Origin of the sequence: Shewanella sp. Arc9-LZ, from assembly GCF_010092445.1 — a bacterium.
In the GTDB taxonomy this organism is placed as follows: domain Bacteria; phylum Pseudomonadota; class Gammaproteobacteria; order Enterobacterales; family Shewanellaceae; genus Shewanella.
In genome coordinates this window covers 949,453-969,549 of record NZ_CP048031.1, presented here as the reverse complement: position 1 = coordinate 969,549, position 20,097 = coordinate 949,453, and the positions used below count along the sequence as shown (strand labels likewise).

Here is a 20,097-nt window from a genome sequence, read left to right as displayed (position 1 = left end):
TCTCGTTTAGCCTTTTTTAGACCAAAAGCGATTGGCTTGTTGAGTTAATTGTGTCAGCTGTTTAGGTTTGATTTGTTCAATAATTTGCGCATAAGCCGCATCGATAAGGAACTGCATTAATACCACGTGACGTCGTAAAATGCGTTGATGTCGGTGTGTTTTCTGGGGATTAAAATAACCGGGAAAATTAAATAGCTGACGCGGATTTTTACGCACCCAAGCCCACGAGCCCATTTCTAACGTTAATGGAATAAACGGTTTTTCGCTGATATTACTCGCCACTAAGTAATCCCAAATATCGCCATGAGTCCGATAAAAATGACTTTGTGGCGCTAACCGATAATGGCCGTGGTGAGGGTAACCCTTTTCGAATAATTGCATTAAATGATAAATATAACCTATGCCGGAAAACGGTTGCCGAGTATGCGCATGAGGAAACCACAGATGGTCTAGCAAACCAAAACCAGAATGAGCATCTAAGGCAATAACACTGCTACTTTGTTGCTGTAATTGTTGCACATAGTTTACTAATGCTTGGGTTTCTAGCTCCATGCCATTTTGACCACGGTACCAAGGCAAGCGCGGCGAGAGTCGATGACCGCCAACAAGAAAGGTCACGTCTTCGTCTGAATCAATCGGTGCATTACGCATTAAATCAACATTGTTGCCATTGCCTCGGCTACCACGCAAAAAGCCTACCGGATTCACCACAGGTACAAAAGCTAGACGCACGTGTTTGAGTAATTGCTGTAAATGAGTATCCCAAGGTAGTCGATTGAGTAAGCTGTCTAAAAAGGCCAACACCACTTGTGCACCAATACGCTCCACACCATGCACCCCACCAACAAATAACACCGTAGGGCAAGGTTGCTGTTGTTGCCCAAGCTCAATGGCGGTTACCGATAATTTTTCACCACGATAATATAAATTCGCCAGGGACTTATGCCTAAATTGATGCTGATGCTGGGCAATTAAGCGCTTTAAGGTGTCGATCTCGAAAGAATGCTCAAAAGAAAACTTAGCCATTAGCCACTTTTTACGGTCACAAAAATGATCTTAATAAGGTAACCAGTAATTAAGACAAGTTAATGACAACAGAGTGAAAACACTTAGTTCACACACTGCTTAACAATGTTTACATAAAGTAAACAAATCAATGTAGATCATATATTTAGAAATCAATTATTGGCTTTGGTGACTCCTCTCACATTAGCCCTTAAGCAGAACTTTTATCATTATTGATAGAAAATAAAACACTGTAGGCATCCTCTATGAGTACAATTGAATCAATCACTTTAATGCTAGCCTTGGTATATAGCACCAGCTTACTGTATTGGGGTGGCAAAAAATGGGGCGCATTGGTCAGCGGGGCATTATTGCTCGGCGCGACTCTTGCTAGCTTTTTCTGGCCACTTTTACTTATATTGTTGGGCGCGGTATTAGTTGTTACCGCAATAGGGCAATATCAACCTGCGTTTGCCAATGCAGAAGGCAGACCCAATGCTGTACGTGAGATTTGCCAACATTTCTTTGCCCTTTCGATGTTATTGGTTGGCGTGCAATATGCCATCAATGCAGGATTATTGTATGCCGGAGAAACCCCCTGGTTAATGAGACCGGATGTCGGTGATGCATTTTTACCTATTGCGGGCGGCATAGAGCTCAAAGCTATTTTAACTCTCGGACTGTGGGATCAAAACCACCCTGCTGCGGTAGTGATGTTATGTGTCGTATTGATCACTGGTGTAGTGTGTAAACGAGCATTTTGTGGTTGGGCTTGTCCGTTAGGATTAGCCGGTGAGTATCTTTATAAACTGAGAAAACGTGTTATTCACGCAGAGTTATTACCGCCTGCGTGGGTAGACTGGCCACTCAGAATGGTTAAATACCTATTATTAGCGGCACTGCTTTATTTGGTTATTTCTATGCCATCTGCAAGCATTCCACACTACCTATCAGGTAATTACCACAAAGTGGCTGACTTAAAAATGGCAGTATTTTTTATGATGCCATCAATGGTTGCCTTAATCGGTTTTGGAATGATCTTTGCCTTAGCAGCATGGCGTCGCCAAGGTTTTTGCCGTTACATTTGCCCTTATGGCGCATTGCTAGGTATTGTAAGTTTTCTAAGTCCGTTTAAAATTCGCCGTAATACTCAGCATTGTTTAATTGAAACTAAAGGCATGAGTTGTGATAAGTGCACCCGTGCTTGTCCTGCCAATATATCGGTGCATACTCAAAAAAATATCCACTCAGACGAATGCCAAGCTTGCATGCGTTGTGTGTCTGCTTGCCCTAAAAAACAGGCGTTGCAATTTAGCACTCGTAATGGCATTCCGCTTTCTGCCAGAGGGTTACTCATTGTGTTACTGACTATTATGTTTATGTTACCGCTGTTTGCTTACGTAAGTGGCTACTGGCACAGTCAAACACCTAACGATATAAAAATAGAACTGATTCAGAAACTGGACCGTATTGGTCATTAGTTTACGGTTTCAAATAGGCAACAAAAAGGGCTGCACAATGCAGCCCTTTAATTAACTAACAATTACCACAATCATTAACTTACTGAGTAGTAATCACTTTGCGTTTATTGTGCGCAATAATCAGCGCAATAAGACATATTACACCTACAACAATACCCACTGGCTGGCTCAGCTGTTGCGGCAAACCAAAACCAATACCTGCGGTCATGATGTACGACACAGTCACACAAGTACCAATAATCGCTGGAATGCTGACAATCCAATGGAAGGTACCACGATCAAACAAATACTTAGTCGCAAGCCACAATACGCTAGTTGAGAGCAACATATTTGAGAATGCGAAATAACGCCAGATTAGGGTGAAGTCAATCTTAGTCATAAAATAAGCAATAATCAGAATCGGAATGGCAACCAGTAAACGGTTTCTGACACTTTGCGGAATTTTAAACGCATCGATAATAGTTAAACGTAATGCTCTAAACGCAGTGTCACCAGAGGTAATAGGGAAAACCGCAACCGCGATAATCGCCATAACACCACCTGCTACACCTAGGTAAGTGGTCGCCACTTGGTTAACAACCATACCAGGACCGCCTATATCGAGAACACTCTTAAGTTCGATATAACCACCAGGGAAAGCTGCGATACCTGCAGTAGCCCACACACATGCCACGACACCTTCTGCTACCATGGCACCATAGTAAACTGGACGAATGTATTTTTCGTTAGTTAAACAACGCGCCATAATCGGTGCTTGAGTTGAATGGAATCCACTGATTGCGCCACAGGTAATAGTGACAAACAATAATGGCCATACAGGTAGCCCACTTGGGTTCGGCTCTAATAAGTCATTGTTATAATGGCTATGATCAAAATAAGCAAAGATACTGTCAATAGTCGGTAGTTGCGGCGCATGGATTAGCAATGCAACAGCAATAGAGGTTGTCATCACAATCATTAATAAACCAAATGCTGGATACAGTTTGGTAATGATTTTATCGATTGGTAACAAAGTCGCGAGAAAGTAATAACCCAAAATCAGTAATACCCAAAAGGTATTATTACTCAAAAAAGTGTCTTTAAAATAATCTAAGTTACTTAACAACCCTGCTGGGCTCATGATAAATACTACACCAACGAAGAAGAGTAGCATGGCAGTAAATATCAACATGGCACCTTTAAAGTACACATTGAAATAATGGCCAGCAATTTCAGGTAAACTTTTACCGTCTTCTTTTATACTCATTACACCAGAGAAGTAATCGTGAACTGCGCCACCGAGTACATTACCAATCACAATCCAAACCAGTGCTATCGGGCCATATAATGCACCTAAAATTGGCCCAAATATCGGTCCGACACCGGCGATATTAAGAAATTGAATTAAGAACGCTTTAACTGGATGAACGGGTACATAGTCAACGCCATCATTAAATCGTTCTTGAGGGGTTTTAACTTTAGGGTCAATACCTGCTTGTCGCTCAACGAACGGGCTGTAAAACTTGTACCCGAGCAATAGTAGCCCGATACAAATGAGGAAAATCAGCATATTATTGTCATCCAATTATTTATAGGAATATATTCAATGTCGAGTTTGTTTCAGTTAGCTTTCTAGGTCAAGCAACCGGGTGTTATACCAAAGTAGGGATTGCTACCAGTTACTTTCCGTGCATATATACTCACTTTAGCGATAAACTATAACCCTGTTAATGGCTTACCCCAACTTCACTATAATTAGCTATTTAATTACCCATATCCACACATCAAAAAAATTCAAACATAATCACTTTTAACTCACCAGTGGCTTGTAAACTTACACATCCCTATATACTAAAAATGGTTAATTACCCTTTGTAACACCTAAGATAATTACACCGTCACCAATATATCACCTCAAACACATCTTTATAGGTGGGAAGTTAAGTAGCCTGAAATTGAGGTAACAAACACGATTGAATCACCATGTGAACAACCCAAACATCCGCTTACTGGTTCATCTGTTTATTCGTCTATTCGTCTATTCGTCTATTCGTCTATTCGTCTATTCGTCTATTCGTCTATTCGTCTATTCGTCTATAAAATGATAAAACCTCACCGATAAATATCAGTGAGGTTTTAGTTTCATTCACTCAAACAGAATAAACCATTAGTTTATTTTTGCAGCGTTAGCTCGATGCTAGATTCAACTGATGCTTGGATTTCTGCCTCAGTAAATAGCAATGGACGTAATTGTTTTGCCGAGGAATACAATTCACTTTGATCGGAAAAACTTGGACTCAACACATTGCTAGATTCTGAATAAGTCAAAATACCCTTTGCCTTAGGACCGTCATCAGTAAAGCTCACGGTCATCATCCAACTTGAACCATAACGCACTTGGTAACCTTCAGAAGTTAATCCTGATGCTGTAGCATTACCAGAAACAACATCCATAACAGGGCTATATTGATGCTGAGGTATTAAGGTGTCATCGCCCGATAAACTGGTCGAGAATACGTTGAATCCACCTTCCGCATTATGACTCCCAGGCCAAGGTAACTTCACCCCAGATGCAGAGCCATCAGCAAGTGACTTTTCAACAAACTGCACATCCCCCAACGCAACATCAACCGCAAAACCTGCCGCTTCAAGATTCAAAGCTGCATGAGCTAAAGCCACTAATGCACTGCCGTCAGTATTGAGCTTATTGGGCGTAGTTGCTGCACTCATATAATCAAATGCTTCGGTTAGCATGGTGTTTTGATTGAACTGATGGGCAAACTCACGAAGTAACGCCCCACCTTTACTGTCGTTATCTTGTTTACCGTTCCACGATTTTAGCGCGGCACATGATGCCGAGACATCTTTAGACAATGTTGCGCTAACCATCACCGGCGTAGACCCTTGTTGCTCGCACTGGCTGATTAAGTCGGGTAACACCAATTCAGCAAGATAAGCCCGATTGGATAATAAAGCCGCCTCTAGCTCCTCAATAGTAAATTTACCGTCATCACCCGCGGCGTCATCCATTAAGGTTAAGCCCATACGAGTACGTAACGATAATTGGCCTCGCTCTGGACCGTATAAAGGAGAGTAGTTTTCGAGCGGTGCCGCTAAGTTAGTTGACCAAAAGGAGTTGTTGGAGTTTTGTACAAAGTCAGTACGTTCAAGCTTAGGTGCACGGTCGTAAGGCATTGGCGAGTCATAACTAAATACCGAGGTATTACCGGGTAAAATAGTAAATCCAGCTTGAGCTCTAGCCGCTTGTATCGCTGGGGTCGTCTTAATAATATCGACCACTAAGTCAGAAAATCCCGGTACGGTTGAGTCGTCAATATAAAACGCATTACCTTCTTTATCCGCATACATGGTGTTATTAAAAATAACCCCATCATAATTTTTAAACGCTTGTTGAAACTCATCTTTATTGGATGCAAGATTCATGGCTAACCAATGATCGAGCGGATCTTTATTGGCCATATTGGCATCTTGAATAAAGAAAGCCTGGCCATCGTCCCATCCAAATGGTGCTAATGCCGGTGGTGCTTCAACCATCGGACCTTTGGCTGTAGTGTAAATATCCTTCTCCGCCACCAACATGCCAGCGGGGCCTGCATTAACTAATACCGAAACCGTTTCTTTGGTGATTGGCATCGGCGAATTATCGTACATATATTGCAATCTATCACCGGCAACTAACTCAAGGTTATACATTACAAAATGTTCTGCGGTTGAAAAGGTATGCGTCCAAGCAACATCTTTGTTAAAACCAATGTTAACCAATCCAGGCATACCAACCAACGAGCCGCCCATCACATCCATTTGTCCTGGTATGGTCAAATGCGACTGCCAAAAGCGTAAATTACCGGTATGCGGAAAATGTGGATTACCCAATACCATACCTTTACCATTTTCAGTTTTATCCTTACCTAAACCCCAACCATTAGAACCCAAATTTCGCGGATTAGTTTCCGGTGTGGTAATGGTTGCAGACCGTGCGATTAATTTGTTGTTCATATCCTGCACAAACGCGGTTTGTGCAGTGGATGGTGCAGGCCCAATAATTCGCGGTAAATACTCTTGAGCATCGCCAGGGTTGGCGTAAAAAATTAAATCTAAAAAGTTTGCCGCCCCAGGTAATAGCGCGATGGAAAATAGATAGCTTGCTACATCGACACCGCTAATAGGTTTAACCCACGGTTGACCAGCACAAAATGGCTCGCCTGTTTGAGTTCCAGCTTCTACATCGGCAAGATATTGATTATAACCCGCACTGAAACCCTCCATTAATGCACGCGAATTATAACTAAACTGTGGGTATTGGTTTTCAGCAAGCTGCCTGATTTTCAATGCTTTGTAGGCAAAGTCAGAAATTAAGTTACCGTTATCTTCACTGGTTGGAAGGCCAGTAGTAAAGTCAATCGAAGCATGGGGACCAAAATACATCGACCGTTCAGAATTGGCTTTAATAAAGCCATCTGCAATTACACATAAATTATCTTGTGCTTGGGCATAACCATTACCGAAACCAAGACTCTCTAAATTGTCGGCGGTAATGTGTGGTACACCATATTGAGTTCGGCGAATTTGGACTTTTAAGCTGCCATTAGGGGCAAAGGCTTGTAATAGAGGAGTAACGACTTCGGGTTCTGGATCTGGTTGAGGGGTTTTACCGTATTGGGTGTCATCACCGCAACCTACTATCGCAACGCTAGAAGCCATGCCGATAGCGAGCAAAATTTTATTCAGTTTCATTATTATTATCCTTGTTGTATCCCAATGCTAAGCAGCAAAATGGATGAGGTACTTAATCCTTTACGCCTCAATTTAAGCTAACAGCACCGCCAAAGTAATCCCAGTTACCTTGAAACGAATGCGCTGTTGTTAAATACAACAAAGACATGCATTACTATTTAAGCAATCATTCTCTCGTGTGTCTACATCTTGATAAAAATAGCCAAAACGTGCTTAACAAAAACAATTAACCTTATTCAGCTAACCTCAGTCCTGGATAATAAACGATTATAAAATAGCGACGTCTTTGGATATTTGTTAGGGCGGACTGCGTCCTGCGAGTATCGCTTCGCTGCTAGGGCGGACTGCGTCCTGCGAGTATCGCTTCGCTGCTAGGGCGGACTGCGTCCTGCGATATCGCTTCGCTGCTAAGATTGTATAGCATCTAGCAGCGTAGCGTCCTAGCATCTAGGCTTTTGGCCTGTATAGCATCTAGCAGCGCAGCGTCCTAGCATCTAGGCTTTTCCCTTTTATAGCGTCCTTTGACATGAGATCAGTCTAGTGGTTATTTATTCCACGGATTGTTTGGATCAAATGTAGGCTGCGGCTTATTTTGATTACTACGCTGTGTCGCTGCATCGCTGTCATTTGAACGACTCGATGAGGAATATGAAGGTGATGACGAAGAAGCATATGAACGACTTTGATTATGTTTCATTTGTTCATAATCAGCCGTTGCTTTGGCTTTCATTTCGGCAACTAACTCAACCGTTAAAGGCTGCGGCTTACGCGGTAAAATACCGTCAGCAAAACCACGTTCACGAGGTTTTAATTCAAATTGTGCAGAGTTACCTTTTGGCATACGCTTGAAACGGTACAAATAAAAATTTTCAACACGCTCTCTCGCCCATTCCGTCTTTTTTAGGAACTTAACACAAGCGTCCATATTGGGGTTGGTATTGAAGCACTCTAAACGCAAAGCTGCGTAGAGAATTTTCCAATCATAAAATGCCACTAACTCAGATATCATCGTTTCTGATTTTAAACCGTGAAGTGGATTATTTTGCTGCAGTTCTACCATGCTATCTCATGACCTCAAAAAGCTGTCTCTATAATGTGTATAGTTTACCGTTAAAATGCCCCATCGTCTTTATGCATATTTCACACGAGAGGTAATGAGTTAACTAAAACTCATTACCTCTAGTGTGGCGGTTAACATCGTTTTCTGATTTATTTATGACGATACTCACAGATGTGAACCAAAAAATAACGACTTAGTCGTTAACAGAAGGTAAATTAATCCGTATATTGAAAGGGATGCACTGATATTTAGTTAATAGCGTGTGTTAAAATAGTTCCATTATAGTTGACCATCATCAAAGATTATCGAGGACATTGGTTTGAAGTTATCACCAAAATGCTTGTACTTATTTATTTTAATTTCGCCTCATGTCATAGCAGAAGAAATCTTAAACAATCTCGATTTAGATTTAGATTCGCTGATGGCGATGGATGTACAAGTGACTTCGGCGATGAAAAGAACCCAATCAGCCTTTGAAACCGCTTCATCTATATACGTATTAACCAAAGAACAAATCACTCGTTCAGGCGTGACTTCTGTTCCAGAAGCCCTGAAAATGGTACCTGGATTAGCCGTTAGACAACTTGATAATAATCAATGGGCAATTTCTTCTCGTGGTGTTGCATCGCGATTTTCAAGCAAATTACTCGTTATGGTAGACGGTCAAAGTTTGTATACCCCTAAATTTGCCGCCGTGTATTGGGAAACCCTAAACGTACCGTTATACGATATAGAACGTATCGAAATTATCCGCGGTCAAGGTGGGTTACTGTGGGGCAGCAATGCCACTAATGGCGTCATTAATATCATTACTAAAAACAGCATTGATACTCGGGGCCTATATGCTGATGTCAGCAGTGGTAGCCAGCTTAATGTCGATACCAATCTTCGTTATGGTGGCGATATTGGTAATAATGGCAGTTTCAGAATATATGGCCACGTTAAAGATGGCCAGAAGTCTGACAAAGGGATTGAAATGGAGCCGGCTGACTTTTCAGAGCAACAATCTGTAGGCACCCGGTTTGACTTTACCCCAAACGATCAATGGTCAGGACTTATTCAAGGTGATATGACTCAATCTACATTAGGCCAAAATTTTCGCGGCGTCGTGGATGAAAGCAACCGTAATATCTCATTTACTGACAGCTTAGATCGTACCGATGTTCGAGTCATGGCGAGGTTGGAAAATCGTATTTCACCCAAAGCTAACCAAATGCTGCAAACATCTTGGTTAAAACAAAGTGGTAGCCAAACCCATTTACAAGAAAATTTTGAATCTTTTGATGTTGATTATCAGATGAATTTCCTGCACCAAGACTTACAGTTCGATTGGGGGCTAAACTACCGTTACAATTCTATTTCTTTTGCAGACAGTACCTTTGTGCAAAGCGATGGAGGTTTTGAAAGCCTACATCAATATGGTGGATTAGCGCAGGCTCAATATAACGTGATTGCGGACAAATTAGACTTAATTGTGGGTGTCAAAGTTGATCATAACGATTTGACTGGTTGGGAAAACCAACCACTAGCAAGGCTGGTATGGAAACCACTAAATAATCAAGTCTTGTGGGCCTCTGTATCAAAAAGTGTTCGGGTTCCCTCTTTACTTGAATTTAACGACAACTTTCTTATCGATGGACAAAGAGTCGAAGAAGTATCGCCTATCACCACCGGAATACCCGAGATTGATCGTTATTATATCCGCACTTACCTCAATGGTAATGACAACGTAAAGTCAGAAAAATCTGTATCTTATGAAATGGGCTATCGTTTATCTGATACCACATGGGCACTTGACCTATCGGTTTATCATACTGATACCGATGATGTAGCCGTGATCCAAATCGATCCGAATATCGATCAGTTCCTCCCCGTGTTTGCATTGTTACAGGCTGGACAGATTGATGCCGCAGTACAAGCATTGACGACAACATCGATTAATTTTGACTTAGTCTCTAATGCAGGGCTGACCACTGAAGGTGGTGATGTGGTGTTGTCATGGCAACCGTCTGACAACTTTACTGCCGAGGTAGGTTACAGCTATAACACCTTTAATTACGACTTAGCAGACAACACGTTCCCAGCGATTGGCTTTGACTCAACGAGTCGTCAACTGTTTACTAAAGCTGATATACATTTTTTTGAACAGCATAATATTTTTGCCTCACTCAGAGTTGAAAATAGTGATGCCTATCAAACAGAAAATTATACCGCACTCGATTTAACTTGGAATTGGGCTTTTCACCCTAACTGGGCATTCGCCATTATGGGTAAAAACCTGTTTGCAGGTTCACATCTTGAGTATGGCAATGATAGTGAAACGTATACACGATCAAATTATATAGACGAAAGTGTCACTTTTAAAATTACGGCGAAATTCTAACTGACTTAATGTTAACTATTAAACGTATTCTGTTTGGATCATTTATAACGCTTTTGCTTACTATAAGCCAAGGCGCGATTGCTGACGAAAAAGAGTATGCACTTAAAGCTGGTTTTTTATTTAACTTTGCCCGTTACGGCGAATGGAGTCATCACACGAATACAGCCAGCTCTTTTACACTGTGCAGCCCTGATACTAGCTTTATTAGTGTCTCGCGCTCAATCCTCAATGGTCGTAAAGTCAATAATTTACCAATAGAAAATGTCGAAGTGAGTCTCACAGAAAAAAACTTAGAACAATGTAATATCTTGTTTATCACAACCGACACCCTTGAATCTTGGCAACAATTGGATAATAAACATCTTGCTGATGTCATGATCGTGGGTGAAACAGACAACTTTATAGAGCAAGGTGGGCATATTCGTTTCTTTTTATCCGGTGGTAAAATTCGTTTTGAAGTCTCACCCGAAAAATTAAAATTATCGGGGATAACAATGAGTTCAAAAGTATTACGCCTAGGTCGAGTAGTGAATAATTAATGCTATGAAACAATTTTTCGTGCTAAATACTATCAGTAAAAAATTGCAATTCATTTTAATGAGCGTTGCGCTCATTTCGACACTCACTGTGACATCAATATTCAGCGCCTTCGAGCTGTCTTCCGCTAAAAGAGAACAAGTTGAAAGCCTACACAGCTTGTCGCAAATGTTGTCGCCCAATATCACTGCGGCCTTATTATTTGATGATCAAGACGCCATTCAAGAACTGATTAATCCTATCTTGTTAAGATCAGATGTATTATCTGTCAGCGTCACTAATATTGAAGGTGTTGTGTTAGCTCAGGCATTATCAAAGCGCCCTTCTATGACCCAGATTGATGACGACCTTAATGACATCACTCAAGTGATGACACCATTGACACTCGACAAGCAACAATATGGTGATTTACACATATCAGTAGATGACAGCATTATCACTGATAGAATTACATTTTACGGCCAATTTATTGTGCTATTACTATTATCATCTCTTTGTGCCAGCTTTTTTCTCTCATTATTCTTACGTCGTAAATTTTTAAGTCCAATGTTATATCTCGCTAAAATTTCGCAAAAAATCACCGTGTCACAAGATTACAGCTTGCGTGCTCAAGTACAGTCTGAAGATGAAATTGGTCAGTTAACCACTTGTTTTAATAGTATGTTAGATAATATTGAACAGCGTGAAAGCTCGCTTGAAAGTGAAGTACAACTGCGTACTAGAGAACTAGAGAATGCCAATATTCAATTGCACGAATATGCTTATCAAGATGGCTTAACCCTGCTACCCAATCGACGTTTTTTCTATGAAAAACTGCAGTCGCTTATTGATACAGATGACATGTTTTTTGCGTTAATTTTTATCGATCTCGATGGCTTTAAAGAGATCAACGATTCCTTAGGCCATGAATATGGTGATCTGTTACTGCATCAAGTGGCTAAACGTTTACGTGGATGTGTTCGAGATCATGATACGGTTGCGCGTCTAGGCGGAGACGAGTTCACCTTAATTCTTGAAGATGTGAGTGACTTAGAACACGCTGCAACCATTGCTGAAAAAGTGAAAAATAGCCTGATGCAATGTATTAGCATTAAAGAAGTGCAAGTGAACGTGACAGGTAGCATCGGGCTTACTTTCTACCCTGCCGATGGTCAAAATGTTGAAGCGTTAGTCAAACATGCTGATCAAGCCATGTACTTGTCTAAAAGCAAAGGGCGTAATCGTTATGAATTTTTCTCTCATGCTATCGAAGAACAAGCAATTGAGAAACGTCGTCTTATCGAAGAAATCCGCATAGCACTTAAACTCGGTCAATTTGTATTGTTTTACCAACCCATTTTTGACCAATCTGGCGTTAATGCTACCAAGGCAGAAGCACTCATCCGTTGGAATCATCCACAGCGCGGCCTTATTGGTCCAAATGAATTTATTCCGGTGGCTGAACAAAATGGTTTAATAGAAGAAATTGGTAACTGGGTAAGAGACCAAGCGATTGAAGATGCTGCTCATTTTTATCAATTGTCGGGCAACAAAATGCAAGTGAGCGTCAACACCTCACCGTTGCAAATTGATCAGGAGGGTTTGTGGGTCGATGAATGGATATTAGCGTGTAATAAATTCAATTTACCTCGCGATACCATGATTATCGAAGTGACAGAAAACACCTTGATGGACCCAGACTCTCCCATTCAACAGCAAATGCTACGACTCAATAATTATGGTATTGATATCGCCATTGATGATTTTGGAGTCGGGTATTCATCATTAGCCTATTTGCAACGACTCGATATTGATATTCTAAAAATTGACCGATCGTTTATTCAGCACATGGAAACCAATGAAAGTAGCATTGCGTTGGTACGAGCTATTATCACCATGGCACATCATTTGAAAGTTAAAGTCGTAGCCGAGGGTGTTGAAACTGAGGGACAACACCAGTTACTTCAACAACTGTCATGCGATTACTTACAAGGTTATTTATTTGCCAGACCTATGCCAACACAACATTTTATTGACCGTTATATCTTACCGTTCCCACTTGCCGCAGAGTAATAAAAAACTCATACATCGTCATGTAAAAATAGTATGTTGAGTCTTTGATATTGGCGTTAAATCTTCGAATTAAGGCATTCACAAACACTTGTAGCGGTAGAATATTTTCATAACAGTTTGCTGTCATGAAAGTAAGAGGGAGCGGTAAAACAGCTAACAAATTCATCGACCTGCTACACAGGCCGACAACATTATCCAACTAAAAACTATCCAAATTAATTCATTAACGATTTACATCAACAACCACACGGCCACGAACCTTACCAGCTAACAAATCACTTGCCACATCAATCGCTTCAGTCAAGCTGATTTCATGAACAATGTCATCGAACACACCAACATCCAAGATTTCGCCTAGACGTTGCCATGCCTCAATACGGTCAGCTAAAGGTCGCATTACACTGTCGACGCCCGCTAGGGTCACGCAACGTAAAATAAATGGCGCTACGCTGGCAGGAAAATCCATTCCCTGTGCCAAACCACAAGCAGCAACCGTTCCGCCATACTTGGTACTAGCACACACATTGGCTAAGGTATGGCTGCCGACAGAATCAACAGCACCAGCCCAACGCTCTTTAGCCAATGGACGACCAGCTTCTGACAATGTTGCGCGATCGATAATGTCTTTGGCACCTAACTTTCTTAGGTAGTCACTTTCATCCATTCGGCCAGTCGAGGCGACGACGTGATAGCCTAACTTGGCTAAAATAGCGATAGCAAAACTGCCGACTCCGCCATTAGCACCAGTAACTAGCACCTCACCTTTGTCTGGCGTTACGCCATTTTTCTCAAGAGCCATCACACATAACATTGCGGTATAACCTGCAGTGCCAATCGCCATAGCTTGTTGTGGTGAAAATGCCTTTGGTAATGGAATAAGCCATTCACTTTTTAAACGCGCTTTTGTAGCCAAGCCACCACAATGATTTTCACCTACCCCAAAACCATTCAATAATACTGTATCACCTGTGGCAAATTTATCATTATCGCTATGTTCCACAATGCCTACTAGATCAATGCCTGGCACCATAGGGAAAGTTCTCACTACAGGTGCTTTACCGGTAATCGCTAGCGCATCTTTGTAATTAAGCGTGCTATAGAGCACTTTTACCGTCACATCACCTTCAGGCAACACGCTTTCATCGATGCTTTTTACTGTGGTGCGGTAACCTTGGTCGTCTTTTTCGATCAACATGCCATTAAACATTTCGCTCTCCTAATTTAGACTGATCGTCTATTAATGGTTAAAAATTTTATTTTGCTAACGCTGCCATAAAATGATCATAGTAGTTATCAAGTGGGCGTTCATCTTGAACTAACTTTGCACGGCTTACCGCTCCTTCCCAGCCAACCCAAAAACTTTCAGCTAGGGCATCACAATCTGCCGTTGCAGCTATTTGTCCGAGTGATTGTGCAGCTTTGAGGCAACGAGCTAAACAATCTTGCCAACTCAGAAAAATCGCAATAATTTGCGGTCTAAAGCTGTCTGGCAAAACGCCAATTTCTTGACCCAAATTACCCACTAAACAACCGCGTTTAAATTGGTATCGAATCATTCCGGCCTTAGCATCATCAACGAAGTGCCTAATCCGCGTTAATGGTAAATAAGCTTCATCAAGCAAATGAATTTCAAGTTTATGTAAAAAATATTCAGCATAGTTCTGCAATACCGCTTGGCCAAAGACTTCTTTACTCGCAAAATAATGATAAAAAGAGCCTTTCGGAACGCCCACCTTTTTCAAAATGGGTTCAATACCCGATGAGGCAAAACCTTGCTCTGTCAGTTGCTCAAGACCACTACGAATAAGCTCTGCCCGAGTATCTGGATTATCTCGCGATACTTTGGGAGGTCTGCCTCTACGAGGTTTAGGGCTTGGGCTAGTATGCGGACTTGTCATTATATCTACACTTAAATTATTCATACCCCTATATTAGACCGAGCGTCTAATTAAATGCAATAACATTATATTAAATCCTAATTGAAGCCAGTTACCCAGTAATATCAAGGTCGCGACAACATTAACATGAGCTAGTAAAGCTCTATCTCACAGCAATGTTGCCACCGAATAGCATGCCGACTTAATCCACTGCTACTCCTGAATCCGACAATAGATAACCCACTACATCCATGGATTTATGTATAAGTAATTTGAAATAGTTAGCTTAGCAATGGCAGAAAACGCAGTGGCCATTCAACACATATCACGCGATAAAACCAAATCTTTTGACATAGCGACTCGAACCAAAACCATTTGAATTCAAATCATTCGATCTGTAACCACTTATTTAAAAACACCTTATTAATAGCTAAAAAGTGCACCAAATCCACTTGCGAATAGCATCATATCTGTAACGTTTATACTGCATAATAAACAATCTATAGCATCAACATTAGGCAAATACCCAGTGAAACCGATGACGTTCACACTCAACTTTAAATATATAAAACTTTAAATACAGCAACTTAAGACAATCTCCGTCGAAAATCAAAAAGATGAACAGCACATAGCTAAAAAGTACTCACAACTTAATCAGCCAGTGTGACATCGTTATATTTCATGCCGCTGACAGCATATCGATATAAAGTTAAATAGTTGTTAAAAAACATTTATTGCTGCCGTAAATGAGATTGGATTGGAAATTTTACCTAAAATGATGTTAATATAGTTAGACCACTAACTAGTTTGGTGGTTTTTTATTGTTGAATGAAAAATGAATTAACAATAATCCGATTAGCCCGCACCCAGGAGGACATTATGTCAACGGACACGTCAAACGAAGAAAATCTCACTACCACTATCTTGAACACCGCTAAATTAAAGCTGAAAGAGGCTTCACAATTATTTTGTTTATGTGCCCTTTTAAGTACCTATCTCTTTGTTATGTTGAAACCTAGCGGGATTCAAAATCACAAAGCGTTAGGAGGAAAATAATTCATGCATTACTTAACCTATGTCTCATTAGCAATATATTTCCTGGTAATGCTAGGCATTGGATTGTTCGCGTATAAACAATCAACAAGCGATGTATCTGGTTACATTTTGGGTGGCCGTAAAGTCAGCCCGCAAGTTACTGCACTGTCAGCTGGAGCCTCCGATATGAGTGGCTGGATGCTAATGGGCTTACCTGGCGCCATGTTCTTAGTAGGCTTCGAAACCATCTACATTGCGATCGGCCTATTAGCAGGGGCATTGATTAATTATCTGATCGTGGCACCTAAATTACGGGTTTATACTGAAGTCGCGGGTGACTCCCTAACAATCCCTGAGTTTTTTGCTAAACGCTTCCACGCACCTAACAGTAATGTGCGGATTATCGCGGCAGTGATCATTGTGATCTTCTTTACCTTATATACCTCGGCAGGATTAGTCGCTGGCGGGAAATTATTTGTCTCTGCATTTGATTTAAATTATGAGCTCGGGCTCGTGATCACCCTAGGTGTAGTAGTGTCTTATACCCTACTCGGTGGCTTTTTAGCCGTCAGTATGACTGACTTTGTACAAGGCTGTATCATGTTTGTTGCCTTGATTCTGGTACCCGTTGTGGCATATCAAGAGTTTAGCAGTGCTGATAAAATGATGGGCTTTGCTTATGAGTCGATCCCACATTTTTCTGATGCGATGCAAAATGTCACTATGCTCGGGTTAATTTCCAGTCTTTCTTGGGGATTAGGTTATTTTGGTCAGCCACATATTATTGTGCGCTTTATGGCTATTCGCTCGGTTTCTGATATCAAAGCGGCACGAAGAATTGGCATGAGTTGGATGACGGTCACCATTACTGGTGCGCTGGCAACAGGTCTAGTGGGTATTGCCTACGCCAATAAATTCGATATGACAATAAGCGATCCTGAAACCATCTTTATTGTATTTTCTGAATTGTTGTTCCATCCACTGATCAGTGGTTTCCTCTTAGCAGCCATTTTAGCCGCTATTATGAGCACGATTTCTTCACAGTTATTAGTGTCGTCAAGTTCATTGACCGAAGACATTTATCGAGTCATTTCGAAAAAAGAGTCAACTGAGAAAGAAATGGTCAGAATGGGACGTTATGGTGTAGCCGGTGTCGGTATTGTCGCCAGCTTACTGGCGCTCGATCGCTCAAATAGCATCTTATCGATAGTCAGCAATGCATGGGCTGGATTTGGTGCGGCCTTTGGTCCACTGGTACTGTGTTGCCTATATAAAAAGAACCTGACCCATAAAGCCGCTGTTGCGGGTATTATTTCGGGTGCAGTGACCGTATTGTTTTGGATTTACGCGCCAGTTCTGGCAGATGGAAAAGCGTTAACCACCGTAATGTACGAAATGATCCCCGGCTTTATTGTTAGTAGTGTAGTGATTTGGATTACCAGCGCTCTTGACTCGGATCCTTGTAATAAAACAGTTGATACCTTCCATGAAGCGAATCGTGTTTTAACCGAGCAACAGTAATGGAGAACAAAACTATGTCAACTTCACATTGGAAACGGATTGTCGTTAAAGTGGGAAGCGCATTAATTGCGCCCCATCAACAAGGTTGTAGCAGCCATTATTTATTAGGTATTGCACAGTTTATCGCTACCTGTCGCGCTCAAGGATGCCAAGTTGTATTGGTATCTTCAGGGTCAGTCGCCGCGGGTAAACATAGATTCCCAGATACGGCAGAACCAAGTATTTCGCTTAAAAAAGCCATGGCAGCTGCAGGCCAGGCCGATATGATGGCCACCTGGGATAAATTGTTCGATTTCCCATCGGCGCAGCTATTACTTACCCATGGTGATTTACGCGATCGTGACCGTTATATCAGTATTAAAAATACTATTTTTACCCTGTTAGACAATGGCTTACTTCCCATTATCAACGAAAATGATGCTGTTACCGCAGCCAAGTTACGTGTTGGGGATAATGACAATTTATCAGCTATGGTTGCCGCAGCAGCGGATGCAGATGCGTTAATTATCTGCTCTGACGTAAAAGGGCTTTATACTAAAAACCCTAATTTACATGAAGATGCCACGCTAATTAAGCAAGTCAGTGAAATCAATGCTGAGATTTATGCTATGGCTGGCGGTGCTACGAGCAGCGTAGGTACTGGCGGCATGTTAACCAAGATTGAAGCCGCTGAGAAAGCAATTTCACACGGAATTGAAACCATGATTGTCGATGGTTTTGACGCGGACACATTCAATCAACTTTTAAAGGGCCAAAATCCAGGCACTTTATTCACCCCGTATGATGTACCGATGCAAGAACACTTGCATTGGATGATGCATACCTCACAAGTTCAGGGTGAGTTAATTGTCGAAAATGACTTTAGCGCTGACCTTGAAGAGCATGATACCCAACTAACCACTGACGATGTAGTGGCCGTAAGAGGCAACTTTTCCGTCGGCGATACTGTTTTAGTGCGCAAAGGCGATGGCACTAAATTGGCAAAAGCCAAATCAAACTACAGTAGTTGTTTATTACATTTTATTGCAGACCAAGAAGATCGTGAATTTGCCAACAATGCCCAGCAAAAAACGGGCCCACTGATCTCTGACAAAAACATCGCCATTTTGGAGCAACTATGAGTTTAATTAAAGATTTATCGCAAGCAGCAGCCACAGCGGCACAAACTCTAGCCCTATTAGATGAGAAAGTTAAAAACACTATTTTACTTGATATGGCCCGTGCACTTAGAGCACACAGCGACGATATTATTAAAGCGAATTTATTGGATCTTAACCATGCCGAAAAAGCCGATTTAGGCGCGGCAATGATAGATCGATTGACACTGACACCTGAACGTATTGAATCTATGGCTGCGGGCATTGAAACCGTTGCATCATTACCCGATCCTGTCGGCATGGTACGTGAAATATGTGAGCGACCAAATGGTCTAAACATTCAAAAAATGCGCGTACCTTTAGGCGTTGTTTGTATGATTTATGAAGCACGCCCTAATGTTACCGCTGATGCAGGTGCATTGTGCTTTAAATCAGGTAATGCAGTGATATTGCGTGGCGGTAAAGAAGCAATACATTCAAGCAAAATCATTGCTTCTATTTTACAAAATGTATTGCAAGCATATCAATTACCACCAGCACTGATCACCGTAATACCCGATCCAGATCGCGCTTTATTACTAGAGCTTATGCAGCAACGTGACTTTATTGATGTCATTATTCCACGCGGTGGCGAAGGCTTAATCAATTTTGTTACAGATAACAGTAAAATACCTGTTATTCAACATTTTAAAGGTGTTTGTCATTTGTATGTTGATAAAGATGCCGATCTTGATATTGCGATGTCTTTATTGCTCAATGGTAAAACCCAACGTACTGGAGTATGTAATGCTCTAGAGGGATTACTGGTACATCAAGACGTAGCGGCAGCCTTTTTACCTAAAGTGGCAGCCCAACTTGCTGCACATAAAGTACGTATAAATGTCAGCAAAAATGCCCAACAATACTTTGAGCATGCCAACGTTATTAGCGATGATGATTTCGGCCAAGAATATTTAGATTTAGAAATTGCCATTCGCCAAGTCACTGATTTTGATCATGCTATTAATCATATTCGCCGCTTTGGTAGCCATCATACTGAAGTGATTTGTACCCAAAATGAATTAACGGCTACGCGTTTTCAACGCACCGTGGATGCCTCGGTAGTGATGGTTAATGCATCGTCACGTTTTTCTGATGGTAGCGAGCTCGGTCTAGGTGCTGAAATTGGTATTGCCACCAGTAAATTGCATGCCTACGGACCTATGGGCCTTGAGTCACTTACCACTGAGAAATACTTAGTCAGCGGTGTAGGTCAAGTTCGCGCATAATCAAATAGGCTCCACAATTCAAAGGCCAAGCGAAAGCGTGGCCTTTT

At 41.4% G+C, this 20,097-nt stretch carries 13 protein-coding genes; 7 read left to right on the top strand and 6 right to left on the bottom strand.

The window, feature by feature from the left end; genetic code table 11:
• Positions 1-6: 6 nt before the first annotated feature.
• On the bottom strand, positions 7-1,026 hold the full coding sequence (locus GUY17_RS04225) for a DUF2817 domain-containing protein (protein ID WP_162022396.1): 1,020 nt from the start codon (positions 1,024-1,026) through the stop codon (positions 7-9).
• A 245-nt stretch (positions 1,027-1,271) separates the two neighbouring features.
• Here GUY17_RS04225 and GUY17_RS04220 point away from each other — a divergent pair, with 245 nt between their 5' ends.
• Positions 1,272-2,486 (top strand): 4Fe-4S binding protein, encoded by a 1,215-nt coding sequence (locus GUY17_RS04220; RefSeq protein WP_101085971.1) that lies wholly within the window; start codon positions 1,272-1,274, stop codon positions 2,484-2,486.
• A 79-nt stretch (positions 2,487-2,565) separates the two neighbouring features.
• Here the strand turns inward: GUY17_RS04220 and GUY17_RS04215 are convergent, their stop codons facing one another.
• The 3 genes from GUY17_RS04215 to GUY17_RS04205 form a co-directional block, all read right to left on the bottom strand.
• Positions 2,566-4,035 (bottom strand): carbon starvation protein A, encoded by a 1,470-nt coding sequence (locus GUY17_RS04215; RefSeq protein WP_162022395.1) that lies wholly within the window; start codon positions 4,033-4,035, stop codon positions 2,566-2,568.
• 602 nt (positions 4,036-4,637) lie between these two features.
• Positions 4,638-7,220: an acylase gene (locus tag GUY17_RS04210; protein ID WP_162022394.1), complete on the bottom strand. Its 2,583-nt coding sequence runs from the start codon at positions 7,218-7,220 to the stop codon at positions 4,638-4,640.
• A gap of 544 nt (positions 7,221-7,764) precedes the next feature.
• Complete coding sequence (locus GUY17_RS04205; protein WP_011636249.1) at positions 7,765-8,280, bottom strand: VF530 family protein; 516 nt, start codon at positions 8,278-8,280, stop codon at positions 7,765-7,767.
• Between the two features lie 319 nt (positions 8,281-8,599).
• Between GUY17_RS04205 and GUY17_RS04200 the strand changes: the two genes are divergently transcribed.
• Genes GUY17_RS04200 through GUY17_RS04190 form a run of 3 tightly spaced genes read left to right on the top strand, consistent with a single transcriptional unit; the run spans position 8,600 to position 13,252 of the window.
• A complete protein-coding gene (locus GUY17_RS04200) occupies positions 8,600-10,663 on the top strand; it encodes a TonB-dependent siderophore receptor (protein ID WP_101085974.1) in 2,064 nt (687 codons plus the stop codon).
• A gap of 53 nt (positions 10,664-10,716) precedes the next feature.
• Positions 10,717-11,202 (top strand): YfiR family protein, encoded by a 486-nt coding sequence (locus GUY17_RS04195; RefSeq protein ID WP_243756235.1) that lies wholly within the window; start codon positions 10,717-10,719, stop codon positions 11,200-11,202.
• Positions 11,203-11,206: 4 nt separating this feature from the next.
• Positions 11,207-13,252 carry a bifunctional diguanylate cyclase/phosphodiesterase gene (locus GUY17_RS04190; protein WP_162022392.1) on the top strand — a complete coding sequence of 682 codons (2,046 nt, stop codon included), beginning with the start codon at positions 11,207-11,209 and terminating at the stop codon, positions 13,250-13,252.
• Between the two features lie 223 nt (positions 13,253-13,475).
• Here the strand turns inward: GUY17_RS04190 and GUY17_RS04185 are convergent, their stop codons facing one another.
• The gene (locus GUY17_RS04185; protein ID WP_162022391.1) at positions 13,476-14,459 is read right to left on the bottom strand and encodes an MDR family oxidoreductase; all 984 of its coding nucleotides are present in this window, start codon (positions 14,457-14,459) and stop codon (positions 13,476-13,478) included.
• 46 nt (positions 14,460-14,505) lie between these two features.
• Entirely contained in the window at positions 14,506-15,150 is a 645-nt protein-coding gene (locus GUY17_RS04180) for a TetR/AcrR family transcriptional regulator (protein WP_254439865.1), read from the bottom strand.
• Between the two features lie 1,038 nt (positions 15,151-16,188).
• Here GUY17_RS04180 and putP point away from each other — a divergent pair.
• Genes putP through GUY17_RS04165 form a run of 3 tightly spaced genes read left to right on the top strand, consistent with a single transcriptional unit; the run spans position 16,189 to position 20,050 of the window.
• On the top strand, positions 16,189-17,685 hold the full coding sequence (putP, locus tag GUY17_RS04175) for a sodium/proline symporter PutP (RefSeq protein WP_101085979.1): 1,497 nt from the start codon (positions 16,189-16,191) through the stop codon (positions 17,683-17,685).
• 14 nt (positions 17,686-17,699) lie between these two features.
• Complete coding sequence (gene proB / locus GUY17_RS04170; protein WP_101085980.1) at positions 17,700-18,806, top strand: glutamate 5-kinase; 1,107 nt, start codon at positions 17,700-17,702, stop codon at positions 18,804-18,806.
• The gene (locus GUY17_RS04165) at positions 18,803-20,050 is read left to right on the top strand and encodes a glutamate-5-semialdehyde dehydrogenase (RefSeq protein ID WP_101085981.1); all 1,248 of its coding nucleotides are present in this window, start codon (positions 18,803-18,805) and stop codon (positions 20,048-20,050) included. The genes proB and GUY17_RS04165 overlap by 4 nt, the downstream gene beginning before the upstream one ends.
• The last annotated feature ends 47 nt before the right edge of the window (positions 20,051-20,097 follow it).

Excerpts from the sequence above, each read along its gene's own strand:
- GUY17_RS04225 (WP_162022396.1), bottom strand. The coding sequence starts at position 1,026 with ATGGCTAAGTTTTCTTTTGAGCATTCTTTCGAGATCGACACCTTAAAG.
- GUY17_RS04220 (WP_101085971.1), top strand. The coding sequence starts at position 1,272 with ATGAGTACAATTGAATCAATCACTTTAATGCTAGCCTTGGTATATAGC.
- GUY17_RS04215 (WP_162022395.1), bottom strand. The coding sequence starts at position 4,035 with ATGCTGATTTTCCTCATTTGTATCGGGCTACTATTGCTCGGGTACAAG.
- GUY17_RS04210 (WP_162022394.1), bottom strand. The coding sequence starts at position 7,220 with ATGAAACTGAATAAAATTTTGCTCGCTATCGGCATGGCTTCTAGCGTT.
- GUY17_RS04205 (WP_011636249.1), bottom strand. The coding sequence starts at position 8,280 with ATGGTAGAACTGCAGCAAAATAATCCACTTCACGGTTTAAAATCAGAA.
- GUY17_RS04190 (WP_162022392.1), top strand. The coding sequence starts at position 11,207 with ATGAAACAATTTTTCGTGCTAAATACTATCAGTAAAAAATTGCAATTC.
- GUY17_RS04185 (WP_162022391.1), bottom strand. The coding sequence starts at position 14,459 with ATGTTTAATGGCATGTTGATCGAAAAAGACGACCAAGGTTACCGCACC.
- GUY17_RS04180 (WP_254439865.1), bottom strand. The coding sequence starts at position 15,150 with ATGACAAGTCCGCATACTAGCCCAAGCCCTAAACCTCGTAGAGGCAGA.
- putP (WP_101085979.1), top strand. The coding sequence starts at position 16,189 with ATGCATTACTTAACCTATGTCTCATTAGCAATATATTTCCTGGTAATG.
- proB (WP_101085980.1), top strand. The coding sequence starts at position 17,700 with ATGTCAACTTCACATTGGAAACGGATTGTCGTTAAAGTGGGAAGCGCA.
- GUY17_RS04165 (WP_101085981.1), top strand. The coding sequence starts at position 18,803 with ATGAGTTTAATTAAAGATTTATCGCAAGCAGCAGCCACAGCGGCACAA.